This is a genomic window from Sinorhizobium sp. CCBAU 05631 (assembly GCF_002288505.1).
Lineage (GTDB): Bacteria > Pseudomonadota > Alphaproteobacteria > Rhizobiales > Rhizobiaceae > Sinorhizobium > Sinorhizobium fredii_C.
The window spans coordinates 1,777,980-1,793,305 of record NZ_CP023063.1 but is presented as its reverse complement, the minus strand read 5'-3'; the positions used below and the strand labels follow the sequence as shown (position 1 = coordinate 1,793,305).

Sequence of the window (15,326 nt, the reverse complement as noted above, 5' to 3'; positions counted from 1 at the left end):
GGACCCAGCCGGACGATCATCCTGTAAGCGCTATGATCGCGGGCCGGCCGTGTGTCGTGTTCAGTCAAGGCCGGCGCGCGGCGGCTGACCGGTCTCAGCGGCGGCCGGGCACTACTCGGCCGCCAGCGCTAGGCGTACTTTCGGCTCCTCCGTCGACACCTCATGGATCTCATCTGCAGTCGGCTTGATCCGGAACCACGTCGCGTAGAGCGCCGGCAGGAACAGCAGGATCAGCACCGTGCCGACCGCCGTGCCGCCGATCAGGGTATAGGCCATGGATCCCCAGAACACCGAGTGGGTCAGCGGGATGAAGGCGAGGACTGCAGCGAGGGCTGTCAGGATGACGGGCCTCGTCCTCTGCACAGTCGCTTCGATAACCGCATGATAGTTATCGAGACCGGCCGCCTGGTTCTCCTTGATCTGCTCCGTCAATATCAGGGTGTTCCGCATCAGGATGCCGGCCAGTCCTATCAACCCGAGAATGGCATTGAAGCCAAACGGCTGATTGAAGAGGAGCAGCACCGGAACCACCCCGGCAAGACCGAGCGGCCCCGTCAGCATCACCATCGTCATCGTCGACAGGCTCCGAACCTGGAGGATGATGACGATCAGCATGGCGGCAATCATGGCAGGGAAAATCTGGACGAGTGCGACATTTGCCTTGAGGGACTCTTCGATATTTCCGCCCATTTCGATCCGATACCCGACAGGAAGCGTGGCGATCAATGGCTGAAGAGCTTTGAGAATTTCCTGCGATACTTCCGGTGGCTGGGTCGCTTCGTTGATGTCAGAGCGGATGGTGACGACCGGAGTGCGGTCACGGCGCTTCATGATCGGCTCCTCGAAGCGGACCTCGGAGTGGCCAATCTGGTCGAGCGGAATTGGTCGGCCATCCCTGCTCATCAGCGAGAAATCTGCCAATCTCGACGGATCAAGGCGGTTTTCGCCAGCACTGCGTGCGATGACAGGCACGTTGCGGATATTCTCGCGGACCTGCGTGATGGCTACCCCGCTCAGCAGCAATTGCATCTGCTGAGCAGCCTCTGCAGGAGAAAGGCCGATCAGGTTTAATCGCTCTTGATCAGGAATGAAGCGCAGAACGGGCGTGCGATTGCCCCAGTCGCGGTTCGCCTGGCGAACATCCGGCACACTCTTCATGATGGCGAGGGCCTGCTCGGAAATCCTGTGCAACTGATCTGGATCCGGGCCCATGATTCGGAACTCAACCGGGAACGGTGTGTAGGGACCGAACACCAACTGTGTGACACGCACGGAGGCTTCGGGAGCGAGGCCACTGGAGACGGCTGCCCGCAGGCGATGCTTCAAAGCCTCGCGTGCATGGGCATCGGGCGTCAGCACCACGATCTTGGCGAATGCGGGATCCGGCAATTCCGGTGCCATGGCGAAGAAGAAACGCGGCGCACCCTGACCGATGTAGCTGGTCGCGATCTTCGCCTCGGGCTGGTCCTGCAGCCAGCGTTCGAGTTTCTTGACGGTGGCCGTGGTCGTCTCGATGCTTGTGCCTTCAGGCAGCCGAACTTCCACAAGAACCTCGGGACGGTCCGAGGTCGGGAAGAACTGCTGCTTTACGGACCCCATGCCGAGGACGGAGACGGCCATGACAACGCCGACGAGACCGCAGGTCAAGAATTTGTGACGGACTGCGAACTCGATGAGACTGCGAAGGCGCCGGTAATTAGGAGTGTTGTAGATGGCGTGATGGCCGCCTTCCACTGGCTTGATTGCGGGCAGCATCTTGACGCCGAGGTAGGGCGTGAAAATGACCGCGACGAACCATGAGACGATCAAAGCGAATCCGACGATCCAGAAGATGTTGCCTGCATATTCGCCGGCGGTGGATCGGGCGAATCCCACCGGCATCAGCCCAATGATCGTCACGAGTGTGCCGGATAGCATGGGCGCTGCCGTATGGCTCCAGGCATAGGCGGCCGCCTTGATGCGGTCCATGCCTTCTTCCATCTTTACCACCATGACCTCAATGGCGATGATGGCATCGTCAACGAGCAGACCGAGCGCCAGGATCAACGCGCCGAGTGTAATGCGGTCGAAAAAGCGCCCGGTTTCCAGCATGATGAGGAAGACGACACCGAGCGTCAGCGGAACTGCGAGAGCGACGACGATGCCGACGCGCCAACCGAGGCTGACGAGGCTGACAAACAGCACGACGCCGAGTGCCATTGCGAATTTCAGCATGAACTCGCCGACGGCTTCCTGGATGTTGACTGCCTGATCACTGACCTTCGCAAGCGTCATGCCGAGCGGCAGGGTTTGAGCGATCGCGGAAGATCGTTCTTCCAACGCTTTTCCGAGTTCGAGGCCGTTCCAGCCTTGCTGCATCACAACCCCAAGCATGATGGCGGGCTCGCCGTCATGCCGAATGAGATAGGTGGCCGGATCCTCATAGCCGCGGCGCACTTCTGCAAAATCTGAGAGCTTCAGCGTGCGTCCGGCTGCAACGATCGGCGTGTCGGCTATCGACTGGATGCTGTCATAGGCACCGTCGAACCGAATGAAAACCTGCGGCCCGCGCGTGTCGATCGATCCTGCCGGGGTCACGGTATTGCGTCGCTGCAATGCGGCTGCGATGTCCTGTGCCGAGATCCCGAGAGTCGCGAGCTTGGCATAGGAGAACTCGACAAAAATCTGCTCCGGCCGTTCGCCCAGTATGTTGATCTTTTTGACGCCGGGTACATGAAGGAGATCCTGGCGAATGGTTTCGGCCTGCCGCACAAGGTCACGCATCGGCATACCCTTGGCCTTGAGCGCGTAAAGCGCGAAGCTGACGTCCGAATATTCGTCATTCACAAACGGGCCGAACACGCCTTGGGGAAGGTTGCGGGCTTCGTCTCCGAGCTTCTTTCGTGCCTGGTAGAACTCTTCCTCAACTGCACTGGGCGGCGTGCTGTCCTTCAACGTGACGGTCAAGAACGCGTATCCCGGCCGGGTTGTTGTCTCGACCCGGTCGTACCAGGTGAGTTCCTGAATGCGTTTCTCGAGCTTCTCAGCGACAAGATCCTGCATCTCACGCGCGGTCGCGCCCGGCCAGACGGACGTGACGGTAAGTGTCTTGATGGTGAACGAAGGATCTTCAGCTCGTCCCAGCTTGACGAAGGCATAGGCGCCGGCGGCAGCCAAAAGGACGATGAAGAACAGGGTGACGGCTCGCTCGCGGACGGCGAGTGCGGAAAGATTGAAGGTCATCAGTTTGCCGCCTCTGCCTTTTGCACGCCTGTACGCACACCCGCGCCGTCCTGCAGCAGATGCGCTCCCAGGGCGACGACGGGCTCGCCTGCCTTCAGACTGGAAACCACTGCGATCTCTTCGCCGATGTGTTCGATTTCCACCTGTCGGAAGTGGACGGTCGAAGATTTTTCATCGAAGATCCAGACGCCGGTTCGGCTGCCGTCATCCAAAACGGCGCCTACGGGCACCGCTGCATGCGTTTGCCCACTGCCATTGGAGATTTTGATCGTAACTGTCGCGCCAAGCGGGGCTGACGCTGCGGCGCCGTCCAACACCCAGCGCGCCTCATAGGTCCGGGTTCGAGGGTCAGCCGCATCAGAGATCTGACGAAGCCGTGCCTTGTCTTGCCGGCTTTCATTTCCGTAGATACTGGCCCCGGCTATCTCGCCGATCTGCGGGCGGAGAGATTCCGGGAGCCAAACAAGCGCCTCACGAGGTCCAGCTTGGGCAAGCCTGATCACGGTCTGTCCGGCTGCGACGACCTGCCCCGGCTCCCCAAGCGTCTCCACAACGGTTCCATCGCTGTCGGCAACCAGCAGGGAGTAGGTTGCCTCGTTTTCTGCGACTTTCGCTTCCGCTTCCGCCGCAGCAAGTTGGGCGGTAGCAGTGTCGAGTGCAGACTTTGCTTGCTCATAGCGCTGGGGCGTCGCCGCCAATCCGCCTTTCACCAGCGCGGCGTAACGCCTTTCGTCCGCTTCCGCCTGGACCACGACAGCCCGGGCTGCGACGACTGCATTGCGTTTTGCCGTAAGCGCAAGACGGAGATCGGTCTCATCGATGCGCATCAGGGGTTGACCGGCCCTGATCTGCTCGCCGACGTCCACATAGCGTTGGATGATCTTGCCGGGTACACGAAAGCCGAGGTTGCTCTCGACCCGGGCCGCGATCGTGCCTGTAAAACTGCGCTGGGCCGTCTCCGGCCTTTTCGCTTCCACCAGGCTCACGAGCGGCGGCGCGACGCGAGGATCTGCGGCTGCCGCCTCGACTCCCGATGGTTCGACGATGAAAGCATATGCCGCGCCCCCGACTGCAGCCACAAGGCCGATCGATGTGAGAAGAAATTTGCGCTTCATGTCAGATGACCCTTGTTGACGGGCGCCGCTTTAAATTAGATTGCGATCTAAATCTAAAAGTGATATAGATGTCAAGTGAAATCTAATTGGAGGCCGATCATGAGAGTTAGTCGAGCCCAGGCGGAGGCAAATCGCGAAGCGGTCATCAACGTGGCGAGCCGGCTTTTTCGAGAGCACGGCTTTGATGGCATCGGACTTAAGGATCTGATGAAGGGGGCCGGCCTCACGCAGGGCGGATTCTACAAGCAGTTCGAATCCAAGGACGATCTTGCGGCACAGGCCTCAAGGCGGGCGATGGAGCATGCGACCCGCAGATGGTCGGCTATTGCTGCGGCAAGCCCTGATCCCCTTGAGGCCGTTATCGAACTCTACCTGTCAACTGGCCACCGCGAAGAGAAGAGCGACGGTTGTCCCTTGGTGGCACTTGGCGCCGATGCTGCGCGTCAAACCGAGGAAGTGAGAGCCCCGTTCCAGGATGGCATTCAAGCGCATCTGCAGATCCTCAACGAACTGATGCCGAAGGCGGAAAGTCCAAAAGGCTATGGCAGGGCCATGGCGATGCTGTCGCTGATGGTGGGTGCCGTGACGATCTCTCGTATCTTGAATGACGAAGAGATGTCGCAGCGCTTTCTCGAGGCAGCCGCGGACGAAGTTCGGCGGATCGCCGCCTCCGCAAGAGACATGTGAGATGTCCACTTCCCGCCAATGGCGTCATGCGTTCGCACGTTGGGTTCGCGGATTCTTGCCCGCTCTCCCTGAAGCACGGCCCGAGAACACCCGGACGAGACGATTGCCAAAATGAATGCCGATCGAGCGTCTGCTCGGCATGCAGACGGATGAAACACAATGACAGTTGGAGATCACATGCGTCGTATCGTTATCACAGGGATGGGAGCCGTCAGCCCCCTCGGAGCCAACGTGACGACTTCCTGGTCTCGGCTCTTGTCTGGCCGTTCGGGCATCCGGCGGCTTGCGGATGATATCGTGAGAGACCTGCCGGCGAAGGTCGGTGGAACGGTGCCCTCCCTGGAAGAAGACCCCGATGCAGGCTTCGATCCGAATACCGTCTTTGCTCCAAAGGATCAGCGCAAGGTAGACCGGTTCATTCTCTTCGCATTGGCGGCGGCAGAAGAGGCGCTTGCGCAGGCGGGATGGAAGCCGGGCTCGGAAGATGACCGGACCCGGACCGCGACGATCATCGCGTCGGGCATCGGCGGGTTTCCGGCCATAACTGAGGCGGTGCGAACGGTCGATCAGCGCGGTGTCCGGCGTCTTTCACCGTTCACCGTGCCGTCATTCCTGGTGAACCTGGCAGCTGGACAGATTTCCATCCGTTACGGTTTCAAAGGGCCGATCGGCGCGCCGGTGACCGCGTGCGCGGCCGGCATTCAGGCGATCGGCGATGCGGCTCGTCTTATCCGCGCCAATGAGGCCGACATCGCCGTGTGCGGCGGAACGGAAGCGTGCATGAATATCGTCAGCCTCGGTGGTTTTGCCGCGGCACGCTCTCTTTCGACCGGCTTCAATGAAACGCCTGATCGGGCCTCACGCCCCTTCGACATGTTGCGTGACGGCTTCGTCATGGGCGAAGGCGCCGGCATCCTGATCATCGAGGCACTGAGTCACGCGCTTGCGCGCGGCGCGAAACCGCTCGCCGAGCTCGTCGGCTACGGCACGACAGCGGATGCCCACCACGTCACGTCCGGTCCCGAGGACGGCGACGGCGCGCGCCGCGCCATGGAGATCGCGATTGCCCAGGCCGGAATTTCACCGCGCGAGATTCGCCACCTCAATGCGCACGCGACCTCGACGCCAATTGGCGACCTGGGAGAAATCGCCGCGATCAAGAAGGTCTTCGGCACCGATTTCAGCGTCGCTGTCAGCGGAACGAAGTCGGCGACCGGGCACCTGCTCGGAGCTGCCGGCGGGCTTGAGGCCATCTTCACAATCCTGGCGCTTAAGGACCAGGTGGCCCCGCCGACTCTCAACCTGAACGCTCCCGATCCGGCCGGCGACGGGATCGACATCGTTGCGAACCAGGCTCGGCCAATAGAGATGGACTACGCGATCTCCAACGGCTTCGGCTTCGGCGGAGTTAACGCCAGCGCCTTGTTCCGACGCTGGACGGACACGCTGGCGGGCGTCGGATCCCGCCGCAATTGAAGTCTCGTCTCCTCAACGACAACGAAACGAAATTCAGCACAAAGAAGGAAATAGATCTCCATGAACAAAGCCAATCTTGGTGTCGCCCTGGTCACTGGGGCATCGACCGGCATCGGGCACGCTACCGCCAAAGCCCTTCAGCGGGCGGGTTTTCGAGTCTTCGGGACCAGCCGTCGTGCGGCCGCCGGAGGGACTGACGGCATCACCATGCTCACCTGTGACGTAACGGACGATGAGGCTGTGGCGAAGCTGATCGATGAGGTGCTCGCCGAGGCCGGACGCATAGACCTGCTTGTCAACAATGCCGGCATCGGCTTGCTCGGCGGCGCAGAGGAGTCCTCAATCGCGCAGGCACAAGCGCTGTTCGACGTGAACGTCTTCGGAGTTCTCCGGGTGACCAACGCGGTGTTGCCAATCATGCGGAGCCAAGGAAAGGGCAGGATCATCAACATAAGCTCCATTCTGGGGCTGATCCCGTCGCCCTACAATGCTCTCTATGCATCGACCAAGCATGCCGTCGAGGGCTATTCCGAATCGCTCGATCACGAACTGCGCACGTTCGGAATTCGAGTGGCGCTGGTCGAGCCAGGCTTTACCCGCACGGCGTTCGAGGAAAACCTGACCAAGCCTGATCGCTCGCTTGCTGTCTACGACGCGGTGCGCGCTGACATGGAAGTGCAGATGCGGAAGAGCGTGGAAAGGGGCGACGACCCTGAGGTCGTGGCAGAGACCGTTGTCAAAGCGGCAACGGCCAAGGCGCCTAGAAGACGTTACACCGCGGGAAAGCTGGCCGGCCAAGTTGGCTTGCTGCGCCGTTTGGTCCCCGAATCGGCGTTCGACAAGAGCTTGCGCAAACAGGCCGGGCTGCCGGTCTGATGTCGACAATAGGCGCTACGCGCGAGGTAACTTGATTGGATTGCTAGAAACTACCGCGTGATAGCGAGTTTTGAAGGCCGCTGAAAGTTAAGCGAGCACCCAGGCATTGAGGTTCGAGGGAGCGGAAGTCGAATGCGCAAGATGCCGGATGGCGGCTTCGCGCCCCTGTATCGCCTTGCTGAGGGCCAAAGTCGACCCTAAGCTGGCATTCACCAATACCGATGGGAATGTGCAGTGCGGTTGCGGACAATGAGGCGGCTGCTGGATGGACGCTTCCCGGAGAGTTCCCACGTCGGTGAAGCTGCGCTGCTCGCGTTGTTGATCAGGAGGTCAATTGGCCGAGATCACCTTCCATCTCGTTAAACGCGGTTCTGACTCGAAAGATGACACGACACCACTATAACCGTCGCCTGCTTTGCGATCAGATCGCGCAGTTTCAAGGCGGGCTGTTCGGGACTGCTGAAATCCGGCCAACGCCTGCCTAACTTTGCGCACTTTCCTGGACGCGGGAGCGCGCATTTAGTGCGGAGGACATGTGCAGCACACCGAGTTCAGGGCTCGTAAGTACTGGCACCGATGTCTCGCTCATCTCAGTTAGGGCATTTGCCATTGATGCTTGAGCAAGAACAACCACGTCGACACTACCCACGAGCGAACCGAGGCCTTCACGTATCATCGCATCATGCGCCGCCCTGTCACCGCTACGCAATTTGTCAAAGGCTCCTTCACAAAGACGACTGGTGACGGAAACGTTACGATCCATCCTATGAGCATGGCGTTCAATCAACTGGGTTGTGGGGATCATTGTTGTAGCCAGAGTTGCAAGGACGCCAATTCGATTGCCGCGCTGGATCGCCTCAATCGCCATCCCATCGTCTATACGGAAGAGGGGTACGGGGCAGAGCGGCATTGCCGCATCCACTGCAGGGCCGAGCGAGGAACAGGTGACGAGGACAGCCGAAGCCCCCGCATCCACCGCCGACCAAATGTGAGTCGCAAGCCTTCGCATGGTCTGAAGTGAAAGCGTGCCTTCGCGGATCGTGTTCCCCAGCAGGCTCTCATCCAACATGTTGAACGGCCGCCAACCGGGCAGATGGAGGCCAACGAGTTCATTAAACGCGGGGATGATCCCGGGGACAGTATGGATCATCGCGAGCGCAGGGGACTCATGAGTGTCTGCAGTCATGGCTTCATCTCTGTTTTTGATTGCGCACGCTCTTCAATTTGGGCCTGTAACAGCAGGGGCGACATGAAGCCGATCGCGGCAGCTGTCGTACTCGACCGGAAGTCGATTCAAAACCACTGTCGTCAGACGATGCTCTGTAACTTAGCCATTCGGCCGTCGAATACGTGACTGTCGCTTGCCCGAAAACGAAATTTTCTGCCGTGCCTGCATTTCTATTCGATGCATGCTGATCGCCTTCCTTCGGTAGCTTCGTCGTTGCCTCAGATGCTCCTGCCGGAGGGGCAGGAAACAGTGCCGTATAGATCGGCCGTCAAAATCAGTTCAGGTCAGCCCCATGTCTCCAATTGTCAAACGCATACAGAACGATCAAGAGCTTCCGGCCAAGGCCGACGTTGTCGTCATCGGCGGCGGCATCATTGGTGCAACGGCAGCTTTCTTTCTGGCGGAGCGGGGGCTCTCCGTCGCTCTGGTCGAAAAGGGCCATGTCGGCTGCGAGCAGTCGAGCCGCAACTGGGGTTGGTGCCGCCAACAGAACCGGGATGAGCGCGAGCTGCCGCTTTCGGGTGTCGCGCTGCGGCTATGGGGTGAGTTTGAATCCAAAATCGGAGAGGACGTCGGCTTCCGTCGCTGCGGTCTGCTTTACGCTACCGATAATCCCCGACAGCTTGCGGAGTGGGAAGCATGGCGCGAGACGGCCCGGCAATTCAACGTCAATACGAAGATGCTGAGCGCCGGAGAAGCGGCTGCCGCAATTCCGGCGAACGGCCGCCGATGGCTGGGCGGAGTGCATTCGATCGATGACGGCAAGGGCGAGCCTGCTATCGCCGCGCCGACGATCGCGAACGGCGCGCGCAGGTTCGGCGCGACGATCCACCAGGAATGCGCTGCCCGCGGCCTCGATCTGGTAAATGGAGCGGTCACGGGGGTGATCACCGAAAAGGGGCTCATCCGGACACAAGCCGTTCTCTGCGCCGGCGGCGCCTGGACGTCGATGTTTTGTCGCCAGCACGGAGTTCTGTTTCCGCAGGCGAGCGTGCGCCAGACGGCGCTTCGTACGCGGCCCACAGCGAATCTGGGCGAGGCGATCTATACGCCGGAGTGTGCGTTGACACGCCGGTTGGATGGCAGCTACACGCTTGCGATCAGCGGCAGGGCGATGCTCGATATCACCCCGCAAGGCATTCGCTACGCCCGCTGGTTCATGCCGATGTTCATGAAGCGACTGAAAGCGGTGCAGTTCGGCATCGGCAAATCCTTCCTCCAGGGTCCGGAGGCATTGGGAAGCTTGAACAAGAGCAAACCGACGGCCTTCGAGCGGATGCGCGTTCTCGACCCGCCGCCGAGCCGCCGCACCATCGCGGCTATCTTGAAACATGTCACGGAGCAGTTTCCTGCGTTGGCGGGGGTCGAAGTCGCCGACAGTTGGGGGGCCTACGTGGATTTCACGCCGGACGCGGTGCCGGTCATCTCGCCGGCCGACGGTGTGAGAGGTCTCTACCTGGCAGCGGGCGCCTCCGGCCATGGCTTCGGCCTGGGCCCCGGTATCGGCCGCCTGGCGGCCGACCTGGTTGCCAATGATACACCCTGTGTCGACCCCACCCCTTTCCGCCTGTCGCGCCTCCTTGATGGTTCGAAAGTCAAAGTCGGCGCGATCTGAGGGGCAGAACAGGAGAAAGCCGTTGGGGTGACGCGCCGAGGGAAGCAAGCGGAATGGATTACGACGTAATCGTCATCGGCGGCGGGCTGGTAGGGGTATCGATAGCCTGGGGTCTGTCGAGATGCGGACAAAGGGTTGCAATCCTCGACGAGGGCGATGTGGCAAACAGGGCCGCCCGGGCGAATTTCGGTCTCGTATGGAGCTCAAGCAAGGGCCTCGGCAACGCCGCCTATTCGCGGTGGTCGCGAACCTCGACGGCGAACTGGCACCGGCTGGCAGCCGAACTCAAAGCCGAAACCGGTATCGATACCAGCTTTGTCCAGTCGGGCGGCTTCTCAATTCGGCTCACGCCAACGGAACTGGAACGCGGGATCGCATCGATGGCGAGGCTCGCCGACCAACAAGGAATGGACGCGGAAGGAACGCCGCCGCTCGAATATGAGATACTCGACCAAGCGGAGACGCGCCGCCGCTTGCCCCTCGTCGGCGAGACAGTGGCAGGCGCGATTTTCAGCCCGCTCGATGGACACGCAAACCCGCTGCGGCTGTTCGCTGGCTTTCACAAGGCGCTGCAGCAGCGTGGCGTTCACTATTTTCCGCATCGCAAGACGACTGCGATCCGACATCGCGCCGGCGGCTTCGAAGTGGCTGGGGAAGGCTGGAGGCTCGGTGCCGGCAAGATCGTGCTTGCGGCCGGCATCGGCAATACCGCGCTGGCCCCGATGGTTGGGCTAAGCGTTCCGCTCTCGCCCAGCCGCGGCCAGATCATCGTCACGGAGCGGCTGAAGCCCTTCCTCAGCCATGCCACCGGCTATCTGCGGCAGACAGACGAGGGCTCTGTGCTGATCGGTGAGAGCAAGGAGGCGACGATCGATCACCAGCGACCGCGAGGACCAATCACCGCAGTTCTGGGCGAACGCGCGCTACGCACCTTCCCACTGCTCAGGGACGCCAGGGCGGTGCGGATCTGGGCCGCATTCCGTGTGGTGACGCCCGACGGCTACCCCATTTACGAGCAATCGGAGCGGTTCCCAGGTGCGTTTGCAGTCGCCTGCCATTCCGGCGTGACGCTGGCGGCGAACCATGCGCTGGTCCTGCCGCGGCAAATTTCGGCCGGGGCGCTTTCTGAGGATCTTTCCGTATTTCATTCCCGGAGGTTCCATGTTCCGGCGGCTGTCTGACAGAAAAGAGAGCTCGGTCTCATTCACATTCAACGGCGTGTCGACCATGGCCAGCCAGGGCGATAGCGTCGCCGCTGCCCTCTTGGCCGCAGGACATTGCAGCACTCGGCGGACCCCGGTGTCCGGCGCCGCCCGTGGTCCTTACTGCATGATGGGTGTGTGCTTCGAATGCCTGGTCAAGATCGATGGCCGGCCGAACCGGCAGGCCTGCCTGACCACCGTGGTGGAGGGCATGAGGGTTGAAACACAGAATGGCGCGGCCATGCCGGGGCAGGAAGAATGATTCAGAACATTCAGTCTGCCGCCGATCTCGCGCCTGCCTATGACCTCGTCGTCGTTGGCGCAGGGCCCGCCGGCCTCTCGGCAGCGATCGAAGCGTCGACCCATGGCCTCGCCGTATTGCTGGTCGACGAAAATGAATCGCCTGGCGGCCAGATCTATCGGTCGGTCGACCGGGCTTCGGACGGCGATCTCGCGCGCATGGGGCCGGACTACGCTGCCGGTCGGATGCTCATCGAGCGGTTCCGGGGCGCAGACTTGAACTATGCCCGCCGGGCGACGGTGTGGAGCGTCGGGCCGGCTGACGAGGAAACTGGCGACGGCGCGCATGCGCTCGAGGTCGGGATCTCGCTCGGCGGCATCGCTCGGCCGATCGCCGCCCATCGGGCGATTCTCGCAACCGGCGCGCTCGAGCGTCCGTTCCCTTTCCCGGGGTGGACCATGCCCGGCGTCATGGCGGCGGGAGCGGCGCAAATCTTGATGAAATCGTCAGGCCTGGTGCCCTCCGGGCGGACCATCCTCGCCGGGACCGGGCCGTTGCTGTACTTACTGGCAAGCCAACTTCTGCGGGCAGGCGTGTCCGTGATAGCGGTCGTCGATACCACGCCGGCCGGGAACTGGCGCTCGGCCCTGCCTCATCTGCTTGGTTTTGCCGCATCGCCCTATGCCCTCAAGGGCCTGAAGCTCCTCTTGGACGTTCACCGACGAACCCGCGTCATTCGCGGGGTGACCGCGCTCGAGGCGGTCGGTTCCGGACAATTCAGCGCCCTGCGGGTCCATCGCGGCGATAAGTCCCTGCACATTGAAGGCGACCTGCTCCTTCTGCACCAGGGGATCGCGCCGAACCTCAATCTCGCGCTCGCAGCCGGGTGCGACTACGTCTGGGACGAGCGCCTGGCAGCCTTCCGCCCAGCCGTCGACATTCGCGGCGCGAGTTCGGTTCCGGGGGTTTCGATCGCCGGTGATGCGGCGGGAATTGTCGGAGCGGTTGCCTCGGCTCACCAAGGAGAGCTCGCGGGCTTGACCGCAGCGCTCGACCTGGATCGCATTGGCCAGGGTGCCTACGAACAGCGCCGGAACGAACTCACGCGGAGGCTCGCGCGAGCCTTCAGGGGCAGGACTTTCATCGAGCATCGGTTCCGGCCCGGCAAAACGTTTCGCGTGCCCGAGGACGACGGCACCATCGTCTGCCGCTGCGAAGAAATCACAGCCGGCAAGCTGCGTAAAGTTGCGGCGCTCGGCGTGCCGGGCCCTAACCAAATGAAGGCGTTCACACGATGCGGAATGGGACCATGCCAGGGTCGGCTATGCGGACTGACCGCGGTTGAGCTGCTGGCGCAATGCCGTGGCGTTGCGCCCGGAGAGGTCGGTTACTATCGGCTACGCCCACCCATTAAGCCGGTAACATTGGGCGAGCTGGCCGCTTTGCCGCACACCGAGGCAGCCATCGTCGCTGCCGCCGGATTCGTGGAACGCACCGCCGATGACACGCAGCACGCCATACATGGGAGCCGCCAATGAAACATTCCCACAAGTTCTATATCGACGGTGAATGGGTCGAACCCACGGTGTCGAGGTCCCGCGAGGTCATCGACCCGTCCACCGAGCAGCCAATCGGAACGATCGCGATCGGCAGTGCCGCCGACGCCCAGAAAGCGGTCGCGGCCGCGCGGCGGGCCTTTGCCTCGTTCTCGCAGACGTCCAAGGAAGAGCGCGCCGAACTGCTGAAGCGCATTGTAACGATCCTGAAGCGCCGCAATGACGAGCTCGGCGACATCATCTCGCGGGAAATGGGCGCGCCGCTCGCCATGGCCCGGGCCGAGCAGGCCGGCATCGGCGCTGCCCATTTCGAGCAAACGATCAAGGCCTTCGAGACCTTCGCCTTCGAATACATGCAGGGCTCGACCCGCATCGTGCACGAGCCCGTCGGGGTCGTAGGCATGATCACGCCGTGGAACTGGCCGATCAATCAGATCGCCTGCAAGGTCGCTCCGGCACTCGCGACCGGCTGCACTATGGTGCTCAAACCCTCGGAGATCGCTCCGTTCAACGCCGTGATCTTTGCCGAGATCATGGATGAGGCCGGCGTGCCCAAGGGGGTCTTCAACCTCGTCCAGGGCGACGGTCCGACGGTTGGCGCGATGCTCGCCAGCCATCCGGACGTCGACATGGTGTCCTTCACCGGCTCGACCCGCGCCGGCATTGCCGTGGCGCAGGCCGCGGCACCGACGGTCAAGCGCGTGCATCAGGAGCTCGGCGGCAAGTCGCCGAACATCATCCTGCGCAGTGCCGACTTCGCAGCCGCGGTCGCCGCCGGCATTCGCCGGTGCTTCGGCAATTCCGGCCAGACCTGTACTGCGCCAACACGGATGCTGGTGCCGGCGGAGCGGATGGATGAAGCAAGCTCGATCGCCGCGAGGGAAGCGGCTGCGCTCGTTGTCGGTCCGCCTTCGGATCCGCGCACCGACCTTGGACCGGTGGCAAGCGCCGCCCAGTTCGACAAGATCCAGGCGTTGATCGAACGCGGCATCGCGGAAGGAGCGGAGCTCGTCGCGGGTGGCCCTGGCCGCCCTGCGCATCTCAATGCGGGTTATTACGTGCGCCCGACGGTGTTTGCCCGCGTCACCAATCAGATGACGATTGCACGGGAGGAAATCTTCGGCCCTGTGCTGTCGATCATCGGTTATGACACCGAAGAGGAAGCGATCGCGATCGCCAACGATACGCCCTACGGCCTCGCAGCCTATATTCAGGGCGATCCGAAGGAAGCGCGGACGCTCGCAGGCAGGCTGCGGAGCGGCACCGTTCGCCTCAACAGCTCCGCCTGGGACAGCGCCGCGCCGTTTGGTGGCTACAAGCAATCCGGCAACGGTCGGGAATACGGCAAGTTCGGACTGCACGAGTTTACCGAAATCAAGGGCATCGTCGGCTTCCTGAACGAGTGAATGGTGTGCCCGGTCCGGATGCCTGGCGCACATCGCGCCTGATATTGGCCCCGCATAAGCAGGAGATGCTCGCGAGCCACGGCGGCTACACGGCCGGCATGACAGCACCGCGAATGCCGTCTTTCGAGCACTCACTGCGCGCCGAACCGCGTCGAGGTTTCTGAAGTCGCCTCATCTGGAAGTCTCAGGTGCGCCCACAGTCGGGCGCACCTGAGCTTTGCTGTCACTCGTAAACACAAACGTAGATCTTCCGTACAGTCTCGATCGTACGCCAAACACCGACGAAACCCGGCTTCATGACGAAGCTGTCACCAGCGCGATAGGTCTTCGTCTCGCCGCCCTTCTCCTCGATTTCCACGAGACCCGATATGATATGGCAGAATTCATAGGTGGTCCCCTTGATCGAATGATGCTCGCCAGGCGTCGCCTCCCAGACGCCAGTCAGCACCTTCTCGCCTTTCGAGGCATCCTGTGCCCAGGTCTTGAAGAATGGATTCCCCGAAATGAGCCGTTCCGGTGCGGGGACCGCGTCCTTTGGTGTGAAGTCCGGATCGGTATCGATAGTAATCAACAGTGACATGTCATGTTCCTTATTTGGTTCGCGGGTGGCCGGATCGACGAGGGCGATTGCATTCTTTCCCGGCGCGGGGCGCCAGATGTTTTGAATGACGATGCTGCCCTGGCGGTTGAGCCAGCGATGTG

Annotated in this window: 12 protein-coding genes; 8 read left to right on the top strand and 4 right to left on the bottom strand. The window is 61.8% G+C overall.

The window, feature by feature from the left end:
* Positions 1-111 precede the first annotated feature (111 nt).
* Complete coding sequence (locus tag SS05631_RS08835) at positions 112-3,222, bottom strand: efflux RND transporter permease subunit (protein WP_037424219.1); 3,111 nt, start codon at positions 3,220-3,222, stop codon at positions 112-114.
* Positions 3,222-4,337, bottom strand: coding sequence for an efflux RND transporter periplasmic adaptor subunit (locus SS05631_RS08830; RefSeq protein WP_037424221.1), 1,116 nt, complete (start codon positions 4,335-4,337; stop codon positions 3,222-3,224). Before SS05631_RS08830 ends, SS05631_RS08835 begins: the two co-directional genes overlap by 1 nt.
* 99 nt (positions 4,338-4,436) lie before the next feature.
* Here SS05631_RS08830 and SS05631_RS08825 point away from each other — a divergent pair, with 99 nt between their 5' ends.
* From SS05631_RS08825 to SS05631_RS08815, 3 genes are all read left to right on the top strand, one after another.
* Entirely contained in the window at positions 4,437-5,024 is a 588-nt protein-coding gene (locus SS05631_RS08825; RefSeq protein WP_037424223.1) for a TetR/AcrR family transcriptional regulator, read from the top strand.
* Between the two features lie 177 nt (positions 5,025-5,201).
* Positions 5,202-6,500 carry a beta-ketoacyl-ACP synthase II gene (fabF, locus tag SS05631_RS08820; protein ID WP_037424225.1) on the top strand — a complete coding sequence of 433 codons (1,299 nt, stop codon included), beginning with the start codon at positions 5,202-5,204 and terminating at the stop codon, positions 6,498-6,500.
* A 60-nt stretch (positions 6,501-6,560) separates the two neighbouring features.
* Positions 6,561-7,376, top strand: coding sequence for an oxidoreductase (locus tag SS05631_RS08815; RefSeq protein ID WP_037424227.1), 816 nt, complete (start codon positions 6,561-6,563; stop codon positions 7,374-7,376).
* A gap of 481 nt (positions 7,377-7,857) precedes the next feature.
* Here SS05631_RS08815 and SS05631_RS08810 read toward each other — a convergent pair whose 3' ends face one another.
* On the bottom strand, positions 7,858-8,562 hold the full coding sequence (locus SS05631_RS08810; RefSeq protein WP_037424228.1) for an aspartate/glutamate racemase family protein: 705 nt from the start codon (positions 8,560-8,562) through the stop codon (positions 7,858-7,860).
* 334 nt (positions 8,563-8,896) lie between these two features.
* Between SS05631_RS08810 and SS05631_RS08805 the strand changes: the two genes are divergently transcribed.
* The 5 genes from SS05631_RS08805 to SS05631_RS08785 are packed head-to-tail and all read left to right on the top strand — an operon-like array spanning position 8,897 to position 14,624.
* Positions 8,897-10,219, top strand: coding sequence for an FAD-binding oxidoreductase (locus SS05631_RS08805; RefSeq protein ID WP_037424230.1), 1,323 nt, complete (start codon positions 8,897-8,899; stop codon positions 10,217-10,219).
* Between the two features lie 53 nt (positions 10,220-10,272).
* Positions 10,273-11,400 carry an FAD-dependent oxidoreductase gene (locus SS05631_RS08800; RefSeq protein WP_037424232.1) on the top strand — a complete coding sequence of 376 codons (1,128 nt, stop codon included), beginning with the start codon at positions 10,273-10,275 and terminating at the stop codon, positions 11,398-11,400.
* Entirely contained in the window at positions 11,381-11,683 is a 303-nt protein-coding gene (locus SS05631_RS08795; protein WP_037424233.1) for a (2Fe-2S)-binding protein, read from the top strand. The genes SS05631_RS08800 and SS05631_RS08795 overlap by 20 nt, the downstream gene beginning before the upstream one ends.
* Positions 11,680-13,200 (top strand): NAD(P)/FAD-dependent oxidoreductase, encoded by a 1,521-nt coding sequence (locus SS05631_RS08790; protein ID WP_037424235.1) that lies wholly within the window; start codon positions 11,680-11,682, stop codon positions 13,198-13,200. Before SS05631_RS08795 ends, SS05631_RS08790 begins: the two co-directional genes overlap by 4 nt.
* Positions 13,197-14,624: an aldehyde dehydrogenase family protein gene (locus tag SS05631_RS08785; RefSeq protein WP_037424237.1), complete on the top strand. Its 1,428-nt coding sequence runs from the start codon at positions 13,197-13,199 to the stop codon at positions 14,622-14,624. Before SS05631_RS08790 ends, SS05631_RS08785 begins: the two co-directional genes overlap by 4 nt.
* Positions 14,625-14,847: 223 nt before the next feature.
* Here the strand turns inward: SS05631_RS08785 and SS05631_RS08780 are convergent, their stop codons facing one another.
* On the bottom strand, positions 14,848-15,204 hold the full coding sequence (locus SS05631_RS08780; protein ID WP_037424240.1) for a cupin domain-containing protein: 357 nt from the start codon (positions 15,202-15,204) through the stop codon (positions 14,848-14,850).
* Positions 15,205-15,326: the final 122 nt, after the last annotated feature.